The organism is Sphingomonas sp. AAP5, assembly GCF_004354345.1.
In the GTDB taxonomy this organism is placed as follows: domain Bacteria; phylum Pseudomonadota; class Alphaproteobacteria; order Sphingomonadales; family Sphingomonadaceae; genus Sphingomonas; species Sphingomonas glacialis.
The window spans coordinates 2791113-2808413 of record NZ_CP037913.1; the positions used below are offsets into that span (position 1 = coordinate 2791113).

Sequence of the window (17301 nt, forward strand, 5' to 3'; positions counted from 1 at the left end):
TTCGCCGCAAGCCGATTTGATTATCTAGCTTGTCCTAGGTATTCGAGTATGAAATAGAGTGACCGCCGATCTCTGGCGAACGTGGAGAGGGCGCCAAACAGGAGAGAGATATGAAAACCATCCACTTACTTGGTGCCTCGTTCATCGCCCTCGTCGTGAGCGTCCCCGCATGTGCACAGGCAGACCCACGAGCACCCGTCACTGCAGCAGGGACACAGGGCCGCGGCGTCAGTACCGACGCGGGTTCTTCCGACGACATTATTGTCACGGCGTCCAAGCGCGAGCAGACGCTGCAGGACGTTCCGATCTCCGTGTCGGTCACCAGCGCGCAGACAATCGAACGCGCACAGATACGCGACCTCATCGACCTGCAGACAGTCGTTCCATCGCTCAAGGTCGCGCAATTCAACGCGGTCGGACAGACCAATTTCATCATTCGCGGGTTCGGAAACGGCAACGGGAACTTCGGCATCGAAGGGTCGGTCGGCGTTTTCATCGACGGGGTCTATCGCTCACGCAGCGCCGCTTCGCTGAACGACCTTCCGGAGATCGAGCGCATCGAGGTCCTGCGCGGTCCGCAGTCGACGCTGTTCGGCAAGAACGTTTCGGCGGGCGCAATCAGCATCATTACCAAGCGGCCCCAGTTCGACTTTGGTGGTCGCGTAGACCTGACCGTCGGTAACTATGGGCAGATGATCGCGAAGGCCACGGCGACCGGGCCCCTGTCAAAAACAGTCGCGGTGCGGCTTTCGGGTACAATAAACGAACGCGATGGCTTCTACCAGAATGTGGTCACCCGCCAGGATGTGAACAATCGCGACCGCGGATCGCTCCGCGCCGACGTGCTGTGGCAGCCCAGTTCGGACCTGTCCGTGCGGGTTATTGGCGACTACAATGAGATCACGGAACGGTGTTGCGGCACCGTGCAGCTGTTGAACGGTCCAGCGACCCAGTTCCTCGCCTCCCCCGCGCCGTTCGGTCTTTACGCCACGGTCAGCAATCCCGCGACCAAGTTCGATCGCAACATTGCCTTCAACCAGGACCCCACGAACCATATCGTGGGCAAGGGCGTGTCCGGACAGGTCGATTATGACACAAGCTTTGCGAAGTTCACGTCCATCTCCGCATACCGCGACCAGCTCGACAGCGGCGCGCAGGACGTAGACTTTACCGGCGCGGACTTATCGAACCGCGTCGACCGAACCCGCATCAAGACCTTCACGCAAGAGTTTCGCATCGCTTCGACAGGGAAGGGGCCCTTCACTTGGCTGGTCGGCGCGTTCTACGATCACGAGAACCTTGACACTCGTAGCACGATCAATTTTGGGAGCCAGATCCGCGCCTTTGCCGACGCCCTGAGCGGCGCATCGGCGGCGGTGCCCGGTCATTCCAATCTGTTCGCGCTCGAATATTTGCAGAGCTTGGTCAACCCGAACATTCATCCGGGCTCGACGTACTTTGCCGCCGGCCAAGCCGTGACAGCTCCGTACACGCTGAAGCAAGACTCCTATTCAATCTTTGGACAGGCGGATTATAAGGTCACGGACCGGCTCACCCTCACCGGCGGCGTATCCTACCTCAACGATCGCAAAGCATCGACGTCAAACGTAGTCCTTACCGACGCGTTCTCACGGCTCAACTTACAGAACGTTTCGGAACTGGCGACGCTCGCTGCCATCGGTGTTCCTGGAATAAAAGCAAACTCCTTTGGAGCGCTCGGCGCGCTGCAATTTTTTTACGGGAACGCGCCGACACACGGTCCGGTCAACTACCCTAATGCCAACGAGTCAGGCGTCCTTAAGGGCGACAAGGTTACCTATCTTGGTCGCGCAGCATATGACTTCGGCTTCCTGAACGCCTATGTCAGCTATTCGACTGGCTGGAAGGCAGGCGCCTTCAACCTTTCGACCGATGCGCGGGCGCCCGATGCAAATGGTATCGGCCGGACCGCCGATCCGGAGAACGTTACCCTCTATGAGGCGGGCCTCAAAGCGGCATTCCACGGCGGTTTCTTCAATCTCGCAGTGTTCAAGCAGGACATTAAGGGCTTCCAGTCGAACGCCTATACTGGAACCGGCTACAGCTTGGTCAACGCCGGCAAAGAGTCGGTGCGGGGCTTTGAGGCCGATGCGGCCTACAAACCAATCCCGTGGTTCGCCGTCACCGGAAGCGTGACGTACCTCGATCCGAAATACGACTCGTTCCTACGGGCCCCGTGCGTAAATTACGACACAGTGCGCTGCCCGCTCAATCCGCTGACGGGGCAGCGACCTCTTTTCCGCGACCTGTCAGGCGTCCGCCCCGCCGGGATTTCGAAATGGAGCTTCTCCACCTCGGCGACGCTGTCGCACTCCCTCACCACGGACATCAGCGCGTTCCTGCGCGGCGAGTACGACTATGCCAGTAAGGTGCAGCTGACGGAGACCACGCCGCCGGAGTTGAACACCTACGGTCTTAACAACGTAAACGCGAGCCTCGGCTTCACCAGCGCATCGGCCAAGGTCGACGTGCTGCTCTGGGTCCGCAACCTCACCGAGAACAACACACTGATCGGGGCGTTTCCGACCGTCGCGCAGGATGGGAGCTACAGCGGCTACGTCAACGACCCGCGCACCTACGGCGTTACGCTGACCAAGCGCTTTTGAGGAAGACCATGCCCGAGAACACTGCCAACCAGGCGCCTGCGCTCGACATCGAAGCCTTGCGTGAACGGTACCGGATCGAACGCGACCGCCGGGTCGCGAGCTATCCGGCGGAACGCCGCTATCGCGACCCGACCGGGGGGTTCAGCCGCATGCTGGACGACCCGTACGGCACCGCTCCTCCGCGTGAACCCGTCCACGAGGACGTGGATGTGTTCGTAGTGGGCGGGGGCTTTGGCGGGCTAATGACGGCCGCCCGCCTGGGGCAGGCTGGCGTCCAAAACATCCGCATTGCCGAGGCCGGAAGCGATTTTGGAGGAACGTGGTACTGGAACCGTTACCCCGGCGCCGCCTGCGACATCGAGTCCTACATCTACTTTCCGCTGCTCGAGGAGACCGGCTATATGCCGGTCCAGCGCTACTCCAAGGCGCCCGAGATCCGCGAGCACTGCGTCCGCATCGCGCAGAAGTTCGATCTTTACCCCAAGGCGCTATTTTCGACGCAGGTGACCTCGCTCGACTGGGACGGTGATGCCGCGCGGTGGACCGTCGTGACCGATCGCGGCGACCGAGTGCGCGCGCGTTTCGTGGTGCTTACCACAGGTCCGCTAAACCGGCCGAAGCTGCCGGAGATCCCGGGGATCGAGACCTTCGCGGGGCACAGCTTCCACACCAGCCGCTGGGATTATGACTACACCGGCGGGAGCGCGACCGAAACGATGAATCGCCTCGCGGGCAAGCGGGTCGGGATTATCGGAACGGGGGCGACCGCTATCCAGTGCGTGCCGCCGCTCGCCGCCGCCGCCGGCAACCTCTACGTCTTCCAGCGCACGCCGTCGTCGGTCGACGCGCGCGACAACGCCCCGACGAATCCCGCCTGGGCCGAAAGTCTTAAACCGGGCTGGCAACGCGAGCGGATGGAGAACTTCACCGCGCAATTTACGGCGCAGCTTCCGCCGGAGGACAAGGTGCACGACGGCTGGACCGTGCTGGCACGCGCCGTGCGGGAGAAGCTCGGCAACAACCCGCAGGGTCTGGATCCCGGCGCGCTGCTCGAACAGGCCGACTTCGAGAAGATGGCGCAGATTCGTGACCGGATCGGCGCGATCGTCGCCGACCCTACAACCGCGGAGGCGCTGAAGCCCTGGTTCAGCCTCTACTGCAAGCGACCATGCTTCCATGACGAATACCTTCAAGTCTTCAACCGCGACAACGTCACGCTCGTCGACACCGCCGGCCGCGGCGTCGAGCGAGTGACGCCCGATGGGCTAGTCGTCGCCGGGCAGGAGTATCCACTTGACTGCCTAATCTACGCCACGGGCTTCGAGGTCGCAGGCAGTTACGCGAAACGCTCGGGAATGGAGATCCGAGGAGTCGGCGGTCTTTCGCTTACCGACAAGTGGGCCGACGGGCTTTCAACGCTGCACGGCATGCACACGCGCGGCTTTCCGAACTGCTTCGTAATTAGCCAGGCGCAGTCGGGCATGTCACCGAACTTCCCTCACATGCTGAGCGAGCAGACGCTGCACTTGGCTCATATCGTCGAGGAATGCATGAAGCGCAAAATTTCAACGGTCGAACCAACCGCGGAGGCGGAGGGCGCCTGGGTCGAGACCATTGTTCAACTGGCGGAATCGCGCCGCAAATTCATCGAGGCGTGCACCCCCGGCTATTACAACAATGAGGGCCGCGCGTCGGATGCGGCGGCCCGCAGCTCGGTCTTTGGCGCGGGTCCAGTCGTGTTCGTCAACCTGCTTCGTGAATGGCGCGAACAGGGCGATCTTGCGGGTATGGAGCTCGACGGCGTGCATGCGCGCGGAACGGAGAAGCAGGCGTGAGCAGTTCCAATGGGCGCAAGTCTATCTTCATCACCGGCGCCGCCTCGGGCATGGGGCGCGAGACCGCCCGGCTGTTTGCCGAGAAGGGTTGGTTCGTCGGCGCATACGACGTCAATCACGACGGTCTCGAAACACTGCGCGAGCAAATCGGCGACGCGAACGGGTCGTTCAATGTCCTTGATGTCACAGACGCCTCGGCTTGGACGGCGGCGATGAACCTGTTTGCGACCGCGACCGGCGGAACGCTCGATCTTCTCTTCAACAATGCCGGAATCGGAGCCAGCGGCCTGCTCGACGAGCAATCGTGGGACGATGTGATGCGCATCGTCAACATCAACTTCATTGGGGTGATGCTCGGCGTTCGCGCCGGCGTCCCGCTGCTAAAAAACACGCCGGATTCGCTGTGCCTGACAACCTCTTCCTCTTCTGCAATCTTCGGAACCGCCGGCATTCCCGTATACTCCGCGACCAAGCATGCCGTGCGCGGACTCACCGAAGCGCTGTCGATCGAGCTCAAGCGCTACGGCGTTCGCGCAGCCGATCTGCTGCCCGGACTAATTGATACGCCTTTGCTGTCCGATGGCATGCGCCAGATGGCGCCAAGTGAGGGGATGTGGCGCCTTGTTGAGCCGCGCGAAGTCGCGGAGACTGTGTGGGAGGCGTACGGAACCGACCGGGTTCACTGGTACATCCCCGAGGAGCTTCGCGACTTCCACCTGCGAGTCGTTGCGGAACCCGAGGCGGTACGCGAGGAGCGGACCGCGTTGCTCGCCGCCATGACTGCAGCCGGCTGACCGATCAGAAGCGAGGACCACAATGTCGATACTCGAGACCCCAGCAACGAGCGTGCCTACGGCCACCCGCGACGTCCGAACGATCGCTGCCCTCGGAACGGCTTTCGCCGCGCAGCGCGCCGCCTTCGCGACGGACCGCCGTCCGTCAATTGAAGCGCGGCGGGAACGCCTCGGCGCGCTGATCGGCATGATGCTAGCCAATCGCGAGCGCATCTCGGCCGCGGTCGCGCAGGACTTCGGCGCCCATCCTGTGCCGGCCTCCGACCTCATCGAAGTGCTCGGCGTCGTGGGCCGCGCGCAACACGTCCTTGAGCATCTCGAGGAGTGGATGGCGCCCAGCCCGCGCCATACCGATCCAGCGATGCTCGGGACAGCCAGGGCCCATATCGAATACCAGCCTAAGGGTGTCATCGGAAACATCGTGCCTTGGAACTTTCCGTTCGACCTCTCGGTGGGGCCGATGGTCGACATGCTGGCAGCCGGCAACCGCGTCATCATCAAACCCTCAGAGTACACGCCGGCATGCGCTGATCTGCTCGCGGAGATGGTCGCGTGCACATTCGACCCGGATCTGGTCACCGTTGCCGTCGGCGGACTCGAACTCGCGCGCGCTTTCTCCTCGATGCCGTGGGACCATCTGCTCTACACCGGCAGCCCGGGAGTGGGACGGCAGGTGATGCAGGCGGCGGCGGCGAACTTGACGCCAGTTACCCTCGAACTTGGGGGCAAATGCCCCGCCATCATGACGCCTAATTCCGTCACCGAGACGAACGTCGAGTCCGTGATTGGCACCAAGCTTATTAAAAGCGGGCAGATGTGCGTCTCTGTCGACTACGCGCTGGTGCCTCGGGGCGACCTCGACACGTTCGTCGCCCATGCCCAAAGCTTCATGGCACGGGCCGCTCCGAACTATTCGCGTGGGGAGGAATGCACCGGTATGATATCGACGCGGCACCTCCAGCGAATCGAGGACATGCTCGAGGAGGCCCGCGCCTCCCAATGCCGCATTGTGACACTCGAGGAAGACGGCCGGATCGACCGCGAGACTCGGCGCATGCCGATGTCGCTCGCGATCGCTCCCTCGCAAAACCTGAGGATCATGCAGGAAGAAATCTTCGGCCCTATCCTACCGGTCGTCCCGTACGACGATCTAGACGACGCGCTCGAGGCGATTAACGCGGGCGAGCGGCCGCTCGGGCTCTATGTGTTCGGTGACGACGCGGCACTGACCGAACACGTGCTCGCTGCGACGCATTCCGGCGGCGCAGCGGTCAACACCTGTGCAATCCAGAGCGCGCTGCCTTCGATGGGATTCGGCGGCTCCGGAATGAGCGGAATGGGGCGGCACCACGGCATTGAAGGTTTCCGGGAATTTTCCAACCCGCGCGGCGTGGTCGTGCGCGGCGCAGGCGATCTGATCGACGTGTTCTATGCGCCTTATGCCAAGGCTGCGGGGCTGGTACAGGCCGTCCTCTCCGGAACGTGAGGTGAGGCCATGGAAGGCGAGCATTTCGACATCAACACCGACGCGGCGCGCAACCTTCTGCGCGTGACGATGCGGGGTCATTGGACGCTCGACACGGTCGAAGCATATAAGAAGGCCGTATTGTCTGCGGTATCCGGCATGCTGGCGGCCGGGTGCCGGCGAGGCGACGTGCTGGCGTTCGTCGACGCGCGCGATCTCTCTGCGCAGTCACAGGACGCCGTGGCCGACTACAAAGCGAGCATGGACCGCGATGGGCTGCTGCCCAGACGCCTAGCGACCTTGGTGTCGAGCGCGCTTTTCAAGCGGCAGGTCGAGCGGATCGCCATTCCCAACCAACGTCTGTTCTCAGACGAAGCCTCGGCACTCGCCTGGCTTACCTCACCTGACAGCGAGAATTGACCATCACGACATCCCCAACACGACTTGGCCGCGCCGCATGGTGCTGGGCGCTGTTCCAGGGCGGGCGGGACCCTTTCGTCATTCTGGTCACGATCTACGTGTTTGTGCCTTATCTCGTCACGAGCGTAGTCGCAGACCCGGTGCATGGTCAGGCACTTGTCGCTGGTGGCGCGAAGTATGCAGGATGGATCGTTGCCCTGACCGCCCCGCTTCTTGGCGCCATGGTCGACCGAATGGGTCCCCGCAAGCCATGGCTCGCTGCCACGGTTGCACTGATGGCACCCCTCATGGCGGCGCTGTGGTGGGCCAAGCCCGGCGGGGTGGGTCTTGGGGTCGGCACCATCATCGCGATGCTCGCGGCACTATCGGTTTTCTTTGCCTACACAGAAACGTTGCACAACGCATTGCTCCTCCCCGCCGCCGGGATGCGTCGTGCCGGGTCGGCGTCCGGCCTCGCGCTCGCGTTCGGCAACTTCGTGTCGGTCGCAATGCTGGCCTTCGTCCTCTGGGGGTTCGCGCTGCCGGGAAAGGTCGCCTGGGGCTTCGTTCCCGCAGCTCCACTGTTCGGCCTCGACGTCGCCACGCATCAGCAGGACCGAATTGTGCCCGTCCTCGCCGCACTCGCTCTCGTGCTCGGAACCCTTCCGCTGATGGCGTTTGTCCCCGACGTCGGGAGCAACGGCGTGCGCCTCGGCGCGGCGATCCGACTCGGCCTCGCCGACCTGAAAGCCCTTGTCCTCGAAGCGCGTGGCCACCGAGACGCGCTCGTCTACCTTGGCGCCAGGATGCTCTTCACCGACGGACTGACGGGGATCCTTATCTTCACGGGCGTCTATGCAGCCGGTGCCATGGGTTGGCACACGCTCGAGCTCCTTGCTTACGGCATGATCCTCTGCGTCTTCGCGGTCGGCGGAGGCCTGCTTGCCGGCTGGCTCGATCAGACAATTGGTCCGAAGCGCGCCCTAACGGCGGAAATTTGCGGCGTGGTAGCGTCTCAGCTGCTCTCGTTGGGCAACACTAAATCGCTCCTATTCTATCAACCGTTCGAGACCTTAACGCATGCTCCAATCTGGAGTGGGCCGATGTTCCGTACCGCGCCCGAACTCGGCTTGCTCGCATGCGGAACGCTCGGCGCGGTCACGGTCACAGCTGCTTATGCCTCAAGCCGCACGATGCTTACGCGCGTCGTACCAGCCCATAAGGTCGGCATCTTCTTTGGACTTTTTGTCATCGCAGGGACCGCGACGATGTGGCTCGGCCCGCTGTTGGTCCAAGTAGCTACCGCGACAACTGGATCCCAGCGCGCCGGACTACTACCAATTTCGGGGTTGTTGGTTGCCGGATTGATTGTTTTGCAATTGGTGCGCGGCGACCTTCGTGTGCAAGAACCTGTAGACGACGGAGTCAGTATCGCATGACCGACGCCGGCCCGCCTCGTCTGTGGGAGAATTTGTATCCTACGCACCTGCGCAACTATCAGTTTGACCTCACGCCTGGACCCGATCATCCCGCAGATATCCTTACGCTTGCGGCAGAGCGCTTCGGCGCGCTGCCTGCCTTCACGGTCGCACATCTCGATGGCACGACTGAAAGCCTAAGTTTCGTCGAAGCTGTCCGGTTGTCCGACGCATTTGCAGGCTATCTCGAGTCGGTGCTTCACCTGTCGGCTGGCGACGTGGTTGCAGTCAAACTCCCCAATGGCCTTGCATTTCCGATCGTCGTTTTCGGCGCCTGGAAAGCAGGGTTGATCGTCACCCCGGTTAACCCGTTCTATACCGCGGACGAGACGATCCATAAGATCCGCGACAGCGGGGCCAAGGTAATCGTGACGGAAGGGACCATGGCCGATAACCTGAAGGGCAATCTGCTTGGGCTGGCAGTCGTCCTCGCCGATGGTGCTCCGTTTCTCAATCGAACCTCCGCACCTTTCGGAAATGGTTCCACGGGTGAGTCCCTGGACGGTAAGCAAGGGCGCCATGCATTGGTCACGGCCCTGGCGTCGAAAGAAATACCATCTGGACGGCGAAGCACTGTCGCCCTCTACCAATACACCGGAGGCACGACCGGGCGTAGCAAGGGTGCGGTAATTACAGCGGCAAATCTGCTAGCGACTGCCGTAATCATACGCGACTTTTTTGATGGGTTTGGCGCCCCCATTGAGCAAGGAACCGCGTTGACCGCGCTCCCGCTCTACCACATCTTCGCTTTCCTGTTCGGCATGCTGGTCTATGTCGAAGCAGGCACGCAAAATGTGATCGTGCCGCTTGCGCGTCCAGTTGCGAACCTTCAGCCAGCGTTTAAGATGTTCAAGATCGACTGGATGGCCGGCGTCGACACGCTTTACGCCGGTCTGCTGGCAGAACCTTGGTTCCGCGAAACGCCGCCGCGTCTTCGATTTGCAATAGCTGGTGGCGCTGCGCTCCGCCCATCCGTCGCGGCTGAATGGGAAAAGCTCGTTGGGCCGATACTCGAGGGCTACGGCCTAACTGAAACAACCGGCATCGTCAGCTGCAATCCTCCGACCGCCGCGCGCCGCAGCGGATCAATCGGGCTACCCGTCCCCGGAACGGATATCCGGATCGTCGACAAGCAAGGTTGCGAAGTGCCGATGGGCGAGTCCGGCGAATTGCTCGTCCGCGGGGCACAGGTAGCGGCAGGCTATCATGGTGGCGAAGCGGAATTTTCAAAAAGCTTTGACGGCGGATGGTTGCGAACTGGCGATGTCGCCGCGTTTGATGCATCCGGTATGCTCGTGCTCCGCGACCGTACCAAGGACATGGTGCTTGTGTCGGGATTCAACGTTTATCCAAATGAGGTCGAGGCTGTGTTGACCAGCCACCCCGGTGTAGCGGAGGCAGCAGTAATTGGCGTGCCGGACGATCGCACCGGTGAATCTGTGAAGGCGTTCGTCGTCTTGCGTAACCCTCCTCCTTCCATCGCAGAACTGGATCGGCATTGTCGAGCCTCCCTTGCAGCCTACAAAGTTCCTCGAGAATTTGTAGCGCGCGCTGAGCTTCCAAAATCGGCGGTCGGCAAAATTCTTCGTGTGGCGTTGCGCGGTGACATTGGAAACTCAGAAGCTTCGGGGCGTTAACGAGGCTCGGCGACCTGTAAAGCCGTGCCATCGCCGGTGCCAATTTGACCCCTACGCGATTTCTGCACGTAGCTTTTCCGCAGGATAGCTTCCGATACCGCTTCCCGGAGGTGAATTAAACTGCGGCGAACATGACCAGCACGCTCGCCGCTTGTCGCTTCAAGCAGGCTCGGCCACCTTGGCAGGCCGACCACGCTTAGGTACCGATGCGGCAGCCTCGTCCTTCACCGGAGCCTTCTGTCCTGGCTTGCGGCCGAGGCCGATCTTCTTCGCCATCTCACGACGCATTGCCGAGTAGCTCGGCGCAGTCATCGGATAATCGGCTTTCAGACCATAGCGCTCGCGATATTCAGAAGGCGTCAGACCATGGGTGGAGAGATGTCGCGTCAGCGTCTTGTAGGGCTTCCCGTCGATCATCGAGATAATGACATCGGGATTTGCCAGCGACTTCCGCACGGTGACCGCTCCGGTGAACTCAGGAGTAGCTTCCTCGGCGGGAGCTTCGACTGGCGCAGTCGAGAGCCCGATCACTGCGTCATGCATCAACTTGAGAAATGCCGGAACCTCTTCCGCAGACGCGCGCGTGTTTGGGTTCGATAGCCATGCCATCGTCAATTCGGTAGCCAGTTCAACGGTGTTTGTAGTTTCGTCAGTCAATGAGAATTCCTTCCGAGCGCGCAGATAGCATGGGCTTCGTAAACTCACGCTGAACATCACAGGCGCGCCGAAAGAGTAACAAAGGACAGGCTCGCGGTTGAACGGTAATTATTGGTCGCCTGCTGAACGGCAGCTTTGCGGCGGCTTGGACCCACTTTCGGCCGCTCAGAGACTGCGAGGCGCCGCCCGAAACCTGCCGCTCGTTCACATCACTGACGGACGATCAACCACATTTCCGAACCGTCGGTTTACCGCGCCTGGGTACGCTCGATTGGCTGATCCGATGGAGATGGTCGATGGGTCACTCGTCGATGGACCCCGCGTTTCACGAACTTCGACCTTGGAATGAAGGCCGGCTTATCGGCGCGAAGCGGGCGCTTAAACAGCAACAGGTCTGGGCTATTCGCTTCTGGCTCGATCAGCATAGACGACTGCGCGACCGAGCGCTGTTCGACTTCGCCATCGACAGCAAGCTGCGCGGCTGTGACGTGGTCACGGTGCGGATCGGCGATGTAGTTTCCGGCGGGCGCGTCCGTGACCGCGCCATCGTGGTTCAGCAGAAGACGAAACGACCGGTCCAGTTCGAGCTGATGGACACGGCACGAAAGACGATGCGGGCTTGGTTGGAGCGACGCGGCGGGACACTGAACGACTTCGTCTTCCCGAGCCGAAACGACTACATGGCGCATATGAGCACGCGACAATATGCCCGCCTAGTGCACGAGTGGGTGGTCGGTATCGGCCTTCCGGCTCAGGATTACGGGACGCACTCGCTTCGGCGCACGAAAGCATCGATTATCTACAAGGCGACTGGCAACCTCCGCGCCGTTCAGATCCTTCTGGGTCATGCCAAGATCGACAGCACGGTTCGCTACTTGGGCGTTGACGTGGAGGACGCTTTAGAACTGGCCGAACGGACTGAGGTCTGAGCGGACCCAGAAGTCGCCATTCCCGGCGCCTTTCCGCCTTCCAACTTCCGACATTCATTTATCGTCCTCGACCAAACCCGCAACACCACGGGAATGGCGAAAAATGCGACGAAGCCGTCGTTCGCGGACAGCATCGCGAACGACTTTTTCGGCAGCAGCGGTCATTCGCGGAGATTCCGGCATCCTGCTCCCGAAGGCGTAAGCTTGGCCACTAGCTTGCGGCCTCAACCTGAAGCTGCCGCTTGGCCATCGCTGGGCCTATCTCGCGCCGAAGCGCACTTTGGCTGCTTTGGTAGCGGGCACGCCCATCGGCCGGGCCTCCGCGCATGTTCGATCGGTCAGCGTGCAGTTACGGCGACTTGTTTAGTCGCCGCAGACTCATGCGATCTTCGGCAAGTGACCAGATTCCCGGGCTATCGACAAATCTACGGTCTAGGTATGCGTAGGTTGGCGGCCAGCCCGCCAGTAACGTTGCGAGTAAAGCATGCCCCACGCCGAGCGAAGCCGCCAATACCGCGCCATTTTCGAGAGCGCGATCGACTTTGCGATCATAGCCCTAGACGACAAGGGCCTGATCACAGACTGGAACTCTGGTGCCGAGCGAATCCTGGGTTGGGCCGCTGCCGAGATTTGCGGGCAATCTGCGGACAGGTTTTTTACGCCCGAAGATCGACAAACGGATCGGCCCGCGATCGAAATGCGCAGTGCTCTTGCTGACGGCCGTGCGAGCGACGAGCGTTGGCATGTTAAAAAGGATGGGACGCGCTTCTGGGCCAGCGGCGAGATGATGCCGCTGCGTGCTGAAGACGGTACACACCTCGGCTACGTGAAAATAATGAGAGATCGCACTGTCCAGCACGAAGCGGCCATAGCGCACAGCGCAGACGCGGAATTTCTTCGTAGCGTCCTGGCATCATCCGGCGACTGCATCAAAGTCTTGGACCTGAATGCCAACCTCGTCTTCATGAGCGAGGGCGGCCAGCGCGTGATGGAAATCGACGATTTCAACGCGGTGCGAGGATGCCCTTGGCCCTCATTTTGGGAGGGTGAGGGCAACGCCTCGGCGCAGGCTGCGGTCGATGAAGCGAGAGCGGGACGCACCGGACACTTTCGCGGGCCGGCCGCTACGTTCAAGGGCAACCCACGGTGGTGGGATGTTCAGGTCACACCGATCTTCGGCGAAGACGGCAAGCCCGAAAAGCTGTTGTCCATCTCTCGCGACATCACCGACACCAAACTCGCCGACGAAGCGCTTCGGGACAATGAGCGGCGGTGGCATGATATGTTCGATCGCCTTGCCGAGGGCTTCATCCTCGGCGAACTCGTCCGCGACGAAAGTCGGCAAGTCACTGACTGGCGCTATCTGGACGTAAATCCGGCCTGGAGTGAGCTGGTAGGCGTGCCGATCGAAGCCGCGGAAGGAAAGACGATCCGGCAGGTTTTCCCCGGGATCGAGGACGATTGGATCGCGGAGATGGCCGCGGTCGTCGATCGGCGCGAGTCGGTCACATTCACGCGGCAGGTCGGATCTATTGACCGGTGGTATGAGGGACGAGCATTCCCTTTAGAAGAAGACCGGTTCGCAATCCTGTTTCTTGAGGTTACCGCGCGACGGGCGGCGGAAGAGCGAATTCGCCTTAGCGAAATGGAATTTCGTACCTTTGCGCAGGCGATGCCGAACCAAGTTTGGGCCGCGACCGCAGATGGAAAGCTCAACTGGTTCAACGAGCAGGTGTATGCTTACAGCGGCGGAACGCTCGAGTCGTTGAGTGGCGACGCATGGACGACGATCGTGCATCCCGAGGATCTGCCTACCGCAGGAGAGCGCTGGGCTGCTTCGCTCGCCACGGGCGACACCTATGACATCGAGTTTCGTATCCGCAGCACGGATGGCCAGTATCGCTGGCACCTCGTGCGAGCCGTTTCGATCCGCGATCAGGATGGAACGATCAAACGATGGATCGGGACCAACACGGACATCGATAACCAGAAGCAACTAGAGACCGAGAGCGTCGAGGACCGCGATCGGCTTTGGACCCTTTCGCAGGACTTGATGCTCGTATGCGGCTTCGATGGTCGTATCACGGCCATAAACCCGACCGCCGAACGCGTTCTCGGATGGCAAGCGGACGAGTTGGTCGGCGAAAATCTGTCGGACTATCTGCACCCCGACGACTTGGCATCGACGGCCGCCGAGCTCGGGAAGCTCGGCACCGGCGCGACGACGCTCGCATTCGAAAACCGCTATCGAGCGAAAGATGGCAGCTATCGGCTTTTCAATTGGAGCGCGGTTCCTTCCCTCGACCGCGTGCATGCTGTCGGCCGAGACGTTACCCTCGAACGCAGGTTGGCGAAGGACCGAGAGCGCATCTGGACGCTATCGCCCGTGCTCAAGGTCGTCGCTTCAACCGATGGTCGGATCGCTGCGGTCAATCCCGCGTGGACCATCGCTCTGGGATGGTCAGAAGACGAAACGATTGGCCACAACGTCATGGAGTTCGTGGCGCCTGAAGATCGTGAAGTCGGCGCGGCGGGGATGGAGCAGCTCGCGGCGGGCAAACCCGTCATCGAGTATGAGAACGTCTTTGCCACGAAGGACGGCGGGCGCCGGCGCATCGCTTGGACGACTGTGCCAGAGGGCAGCACGCTCTATGGTTTTGGGCGCGATATAACGACCGAATCTGAGGCCGCGGCCGCGCTCGCTTCGAGTGAGGATGCGCTTCGCCAGTCGCAGAAGATGGAAGCGGTCGGGCAGTTGACCGGCGGCATCGCCCACGACTTCAACAACCTACTGACCGGCATCAGCGGCAGTCTGGAAATGCTGCAGATCCGCATCCAACAGGGCCGGATGGCCGATGTTGATAGATACGTGACCGGGGCCCAAGGCGCGGCGCGGCGCGCGGCGGCTCTAACACATCGGCTGCTTGCCTTTTCTAGACGTCAGACGCTCGCGCCGCAGGCGACAGCTGTTAACCCGCTGGTCTCAGGAATGCAGGACTTGATCAGCCGGACCGTAGGTCCTGCTGTTAACGTCGAATTTATCGGGGCGGGCGGCCTTTGGAACACGCTGGTAGACCAGAGCCAGCTCGAGAACGCGTTGCTCAACCTGTGCATCAATGCGCGCGACGCGATGCCCGATGGCGGCAAGCTCACGATCGAGACCGGGAACAGATGGCTTGATCGGCAAGCTGCGGCGGAGCGCGATCTGCCACCGGGGCAATATGTATCGCTGTGCGTCAGCGACACCGGGACTGGCATGCCCGCATCAGTCATCGCCAAGGCGTTCGATCCCTTCTTCACCACCAAACCGATCGGCCAAGGCACCGGCTTGGGTCTATCGATGATCTACGGGTTTGCGCGACAGTCGAACGGCCAAGTTCGTATCTACTCGGAAGTCGGCGATGGCACGATGGTCTGCCTCTACCTGCCAAGATACGTCGGCGAGGCGGACTCGCCCGACATATCGGAGGAGCTATCGAGCGTGCCACGGGCGGATCAGGGCGAGACCGTGTTGGTTGTCGATGACGAACCCACGGTCCGCATGTTGGTGAGCGAGATCCTCGAGGATTTAGGTTACACGGCCATCGAAGCATCTGACGGACCAGCGGGCTTAAAGGTGTTGCAGTCGGACGTCCGTATCGATCTTCTCATCACCGATGTTGGCCTCCCCGGCGGCATGAACGGTCGACAGGTCGCCGACGCAGCGCGCCTTGCTCGACCCGACATGAAAGTGCTCTTCATAACAGGTTATGCGGAGAACGCAGTCTTGAGCCATGGCCACCTCGATCCGGGCATGCACGTTTTGACCAAGCCGTTCACTATGGAAGGTTTGGCAACCCGCATTCGCGATCTTCTCTCGACAGCCTAGTTCGCGCATCTAAACACCATGATTCGGAGGCGGTCGCATCATTTTTCGCCGTAACGCGTCGGAAACATGGGGTCGCCCACGTTCATTCGGTCAGCCTTGTAACGCTGCGCCAGCACCGCAACGTCGTCACAGCAACCGCGCGATCGCCGTTCGCGGTTGCCGCAGCCGGCTGGCAATGGCCGTCGCTGGCGACGATTGGGACAGCTTCTGACAGGCGCGATGTCGGCAATGGGAACGACGATAGGTCCAACAGTCGGCTCTCCGCGCGAGTCTTACGCATGGTGAAGCGATCGTTGCTTTGAAAGAAGGTCGGACGCTTGTTCATATCCACTCGAACCAGCGATGAACAAGTCTTGTGATGTGACGGATCAACTGGACAGAGGCGGGGATGTTGCCAGCACCCTCCCCACCACCATCTCATCCAATTATACGAAGGTTGGCGCCCAAGGCTCGATCGCCTGACCGCCGAAAATTCGGGCGCGCGGCAAGGCAAAGATGAAATACGGATTGAGCATCGGGGGCGCGCCCACGGCATCGAGCCGTGCCTGCTGATCGGTACTGAAGACGATGTCCAGCGCGGCAATGTTTTCCAGCAGCTGCTCGGGCCGACTTGCGCCCACAAGGACCGAAGCAACACCGCCGCGCGCCGCTACCCAGGCGAGCGCGACCTGCGCCATCGGCCGACCGATCTCAGCGGCGATCACGCGCAATACGTCCACCACTTCGAAATTCTTTTCGGTGAACAGCATGCCGCCAAAGGGATTGTCGCCGTTCAGCCGGCCGTTGCTCCCGCTGGGCGCCGCATCGCCGGCACGGTTGGGCAGACTGCCGGCCGGGCCGGCCTCGGCGATCTTATCGCGCCCGTATTTCCCCGTCAGCATCCCTGCCGCCAAGGGACTCCAAGCGACAAGCCCCAACCCGAGCGCCTGCCCGGCGGGCATCACATCAAGTTCGATGCCGCGGTCGATCAGCGAATAGGAATATTGCAGGCCGATCGGCTCGGGCAGGCCATGCGCGCGCGCCAACGTTGCGATCTGCGCGGCGTACCAGGCAGGTGCATTGGAGAAGCCGTAATAGAGGATTTCGCCGCGCCGCACCGCATCGGTCAGCGCGCGCAGCACCTCCTCGGGCGGGGTCGTCCGGTCCCAGACATGCGTCCAGTACATGTCGATGAAGTCGGTGCCGAGCCGGCGGAGCGATCCTTCGATCCCATCGCGGATATTGCGCGCGGAATTGCCGCCGGCGAGCGGCGTTCCCTCGCTCCGCGGGAAGCCTGATTTGGTTGCGATCACCATCCGGTCGCGGTTTCCGCGCTCGGCGATGAAGCGGCCGAGCATCTCCTCGCTCTGCCCGCCGGAATAGACATCGGCCGTATCGGCAAAGTTGCCGCCTGCCTCAACATAGGCGTCGAAAATCGCCCGCGCAGTCGCTTCGTCCGCACCCCATCGTCCGGCGCCAAAGGTCATTGTGCCGAGCGCGAGCGGACTGACCGTCAGTCCCGAACGTCCGAGCGTGCGATAGGTGGTGAGAGTCATTGCTGTAGCTCCTTGGAAAGTAGACCTCAAAATAGTGCTTGTTGGCGTGTGGATTAGCC

11 protein-coding genes are annotated in these 17301 nt (G+C 61.5%); 9 read left to right on the forward strand and 2 right to left on the reverse strand.

Features of this window, described 5'->3' with window-relative positions; translation table 11 throughout:
* Positions 1 to 110 precede the first annotated feature (110 nt).
* Genes E2E30_RS12955 through E2E30_RS12985 form a run of 7 tightly spaced genes read left to right on the forward strand, consistent with a single transcriptional unit; the run spans position 111 to position 10253 of the window.
* On the forward strand, positions 111 to 2645 hold the full coding sequence (locus tag E2E30_RS12955) for a TonB-dependent receptor (protein ID WP_133190436.1): 2535 nt from the start codon (positions 111 to 113) through the stop codon (positions 2643 to 2645).
* 8 nt (positions 2646 to 2653) lie between these two features.
* Positions 2654 to 4480: a flavin-containing monooxygenase gene (locus E2E30_RS12960; protein ID WP_165954516.1), complete on the forward strand. Its 1827-nt coding sequence runs from the start codon at positions 2654 to 2656 to the stop codon at positions 4478 to 4480.
* Positions 4477 to 5274 (forward strand): SDR family oxidoreductase, encoded by a 798-nt coding sequence (locus E2E30_RS12965; RefSeq protein ID WP_133190438.1) that lies wholly within the window; start codon positions 4477 to 4479, stop codon positions 5272 to 5274. Before E2E30_RS12960 ends, E2E30_RS12965 begins: the two co-directional genes overlap by 4 nt.
* 22 nt (positions 5275 to 5296) lie before the next feature.
* Positions 5297 to 6760, forward strand: a complete 1464-nt coding sequence (locus E2E30_RS12970) for an aldehyde dehydrogenase family protein (protein ID WP_133190440.1) — start codon at positions 5297 to 5299, stop codon at positions 6758 to 6760.
* A 9-nt stretch (positions 6761 to 6769) separates the two neighbouring features.
* Positions 6770 to 7159 carry a hypothetical protein gene (locus E2E30_RS12975; RefSeq protein ID WP_133190442.1) on the forward strand — a complete coding sequence of 130 codons (390 nt, stop codon included), beginning with the start codon at positions 6770 to 6772 and terminating at the stop codon, positions 7157 to 7159.
* Positions 7156 to 8577, forward strand: a complete 1422-nt coding sequence (locus E2E30_RS12980; RefSeq protein ID WP_240698926.1) for an MFS transporter — start codon at positions 7156 to 7158, stop codon at positions 8575 to 8577. The genes E2E30_RS12975 and E2E30_RS12980 overlap by 4 nt, the downstream gene beginning before the upstream one ends.
* Positions 8574 to 10253 carry an AMP-binding protein gene (locus E2E30_RS12985; RefSeq protein WP_133190444.1) on the forward strand — a complete coding sequence of 560 codons (1680 nt, stop codon included), beginning with the start codon at positions 8574 to 8576 and terminating at the stop codon, positions 10251 to 10253. The genes E2E30_RS12980 and E2E30_RS12985 overlap by 4 nt, the downstream gene beginning before the upstream one ends.
* Before the next feature lie 159 nt (positions 10254 to 10412).
* On the opposite strand, the gene E2E30_RS12990 is transcribed toward E2E30_RS12985, so the two are convergent.
* Positions 10413 to 10910 (reverse strand): MucR family transcriptional regulator, encoded by a 498-nt coding sequence (locus tag E2E30_RS12990; RefSeq protein ID WP_133190446.1) that lies wholly within the window; start codon positions 10908 to 10910, stop codon positions 10413 to 10415.
* Positions 10911 to 11206: 296 nt separating this feature from the next.
* Between E2E30_RS12990 and E2E30_RS12995 the strand changes: the two genes are divergently transcribed.
* Together E2E30_RS12995 and E2E30_RS13000 are read left to right on the forward strand one after the other, a co-directional pair.
* Complete coding sequence (locus E2E30_RS12995) at positions 11207 to 11839, forward strand: tyrosine-type recombinase/integrase (protein ID WP_133190448.1); 633 nt, start codon at positions 11207 to 11209, stop codon at positions 11837 to 11839.
* A gap of 484 nt (positions 11840 to 12323) precedes the next feature.
* Positions 12324 to 15707, forward strand: coding sequence for a PAS domain S-box protein (locus E2E30_RS13000; RefSeq protein ID WP_133190450.1), 3384 nt, complete (start codon positions 12324 to 12326; stop codon positions 15705 to 15707).
* Positions 15708 to 16132: 425 nt separating this feature from the next.
* Here E2E30_RS13000 and E2E30_RS13005 read toward each other — a convergent pair whose 3' ends face one another.
* Positions 16133 to 17242 (reverse strand): aldo/keto reductase, encoded by a 1110-nt coding sequence (locus E2E30_RS13005; RefSeq protein WP_133190452.1) that lies wholly within the window; start codon positions 17240 to 17242, stop codon positions 16133 to 16135.
* Positions 17243 to 17301: the final 59 nt, after the last annotated feature.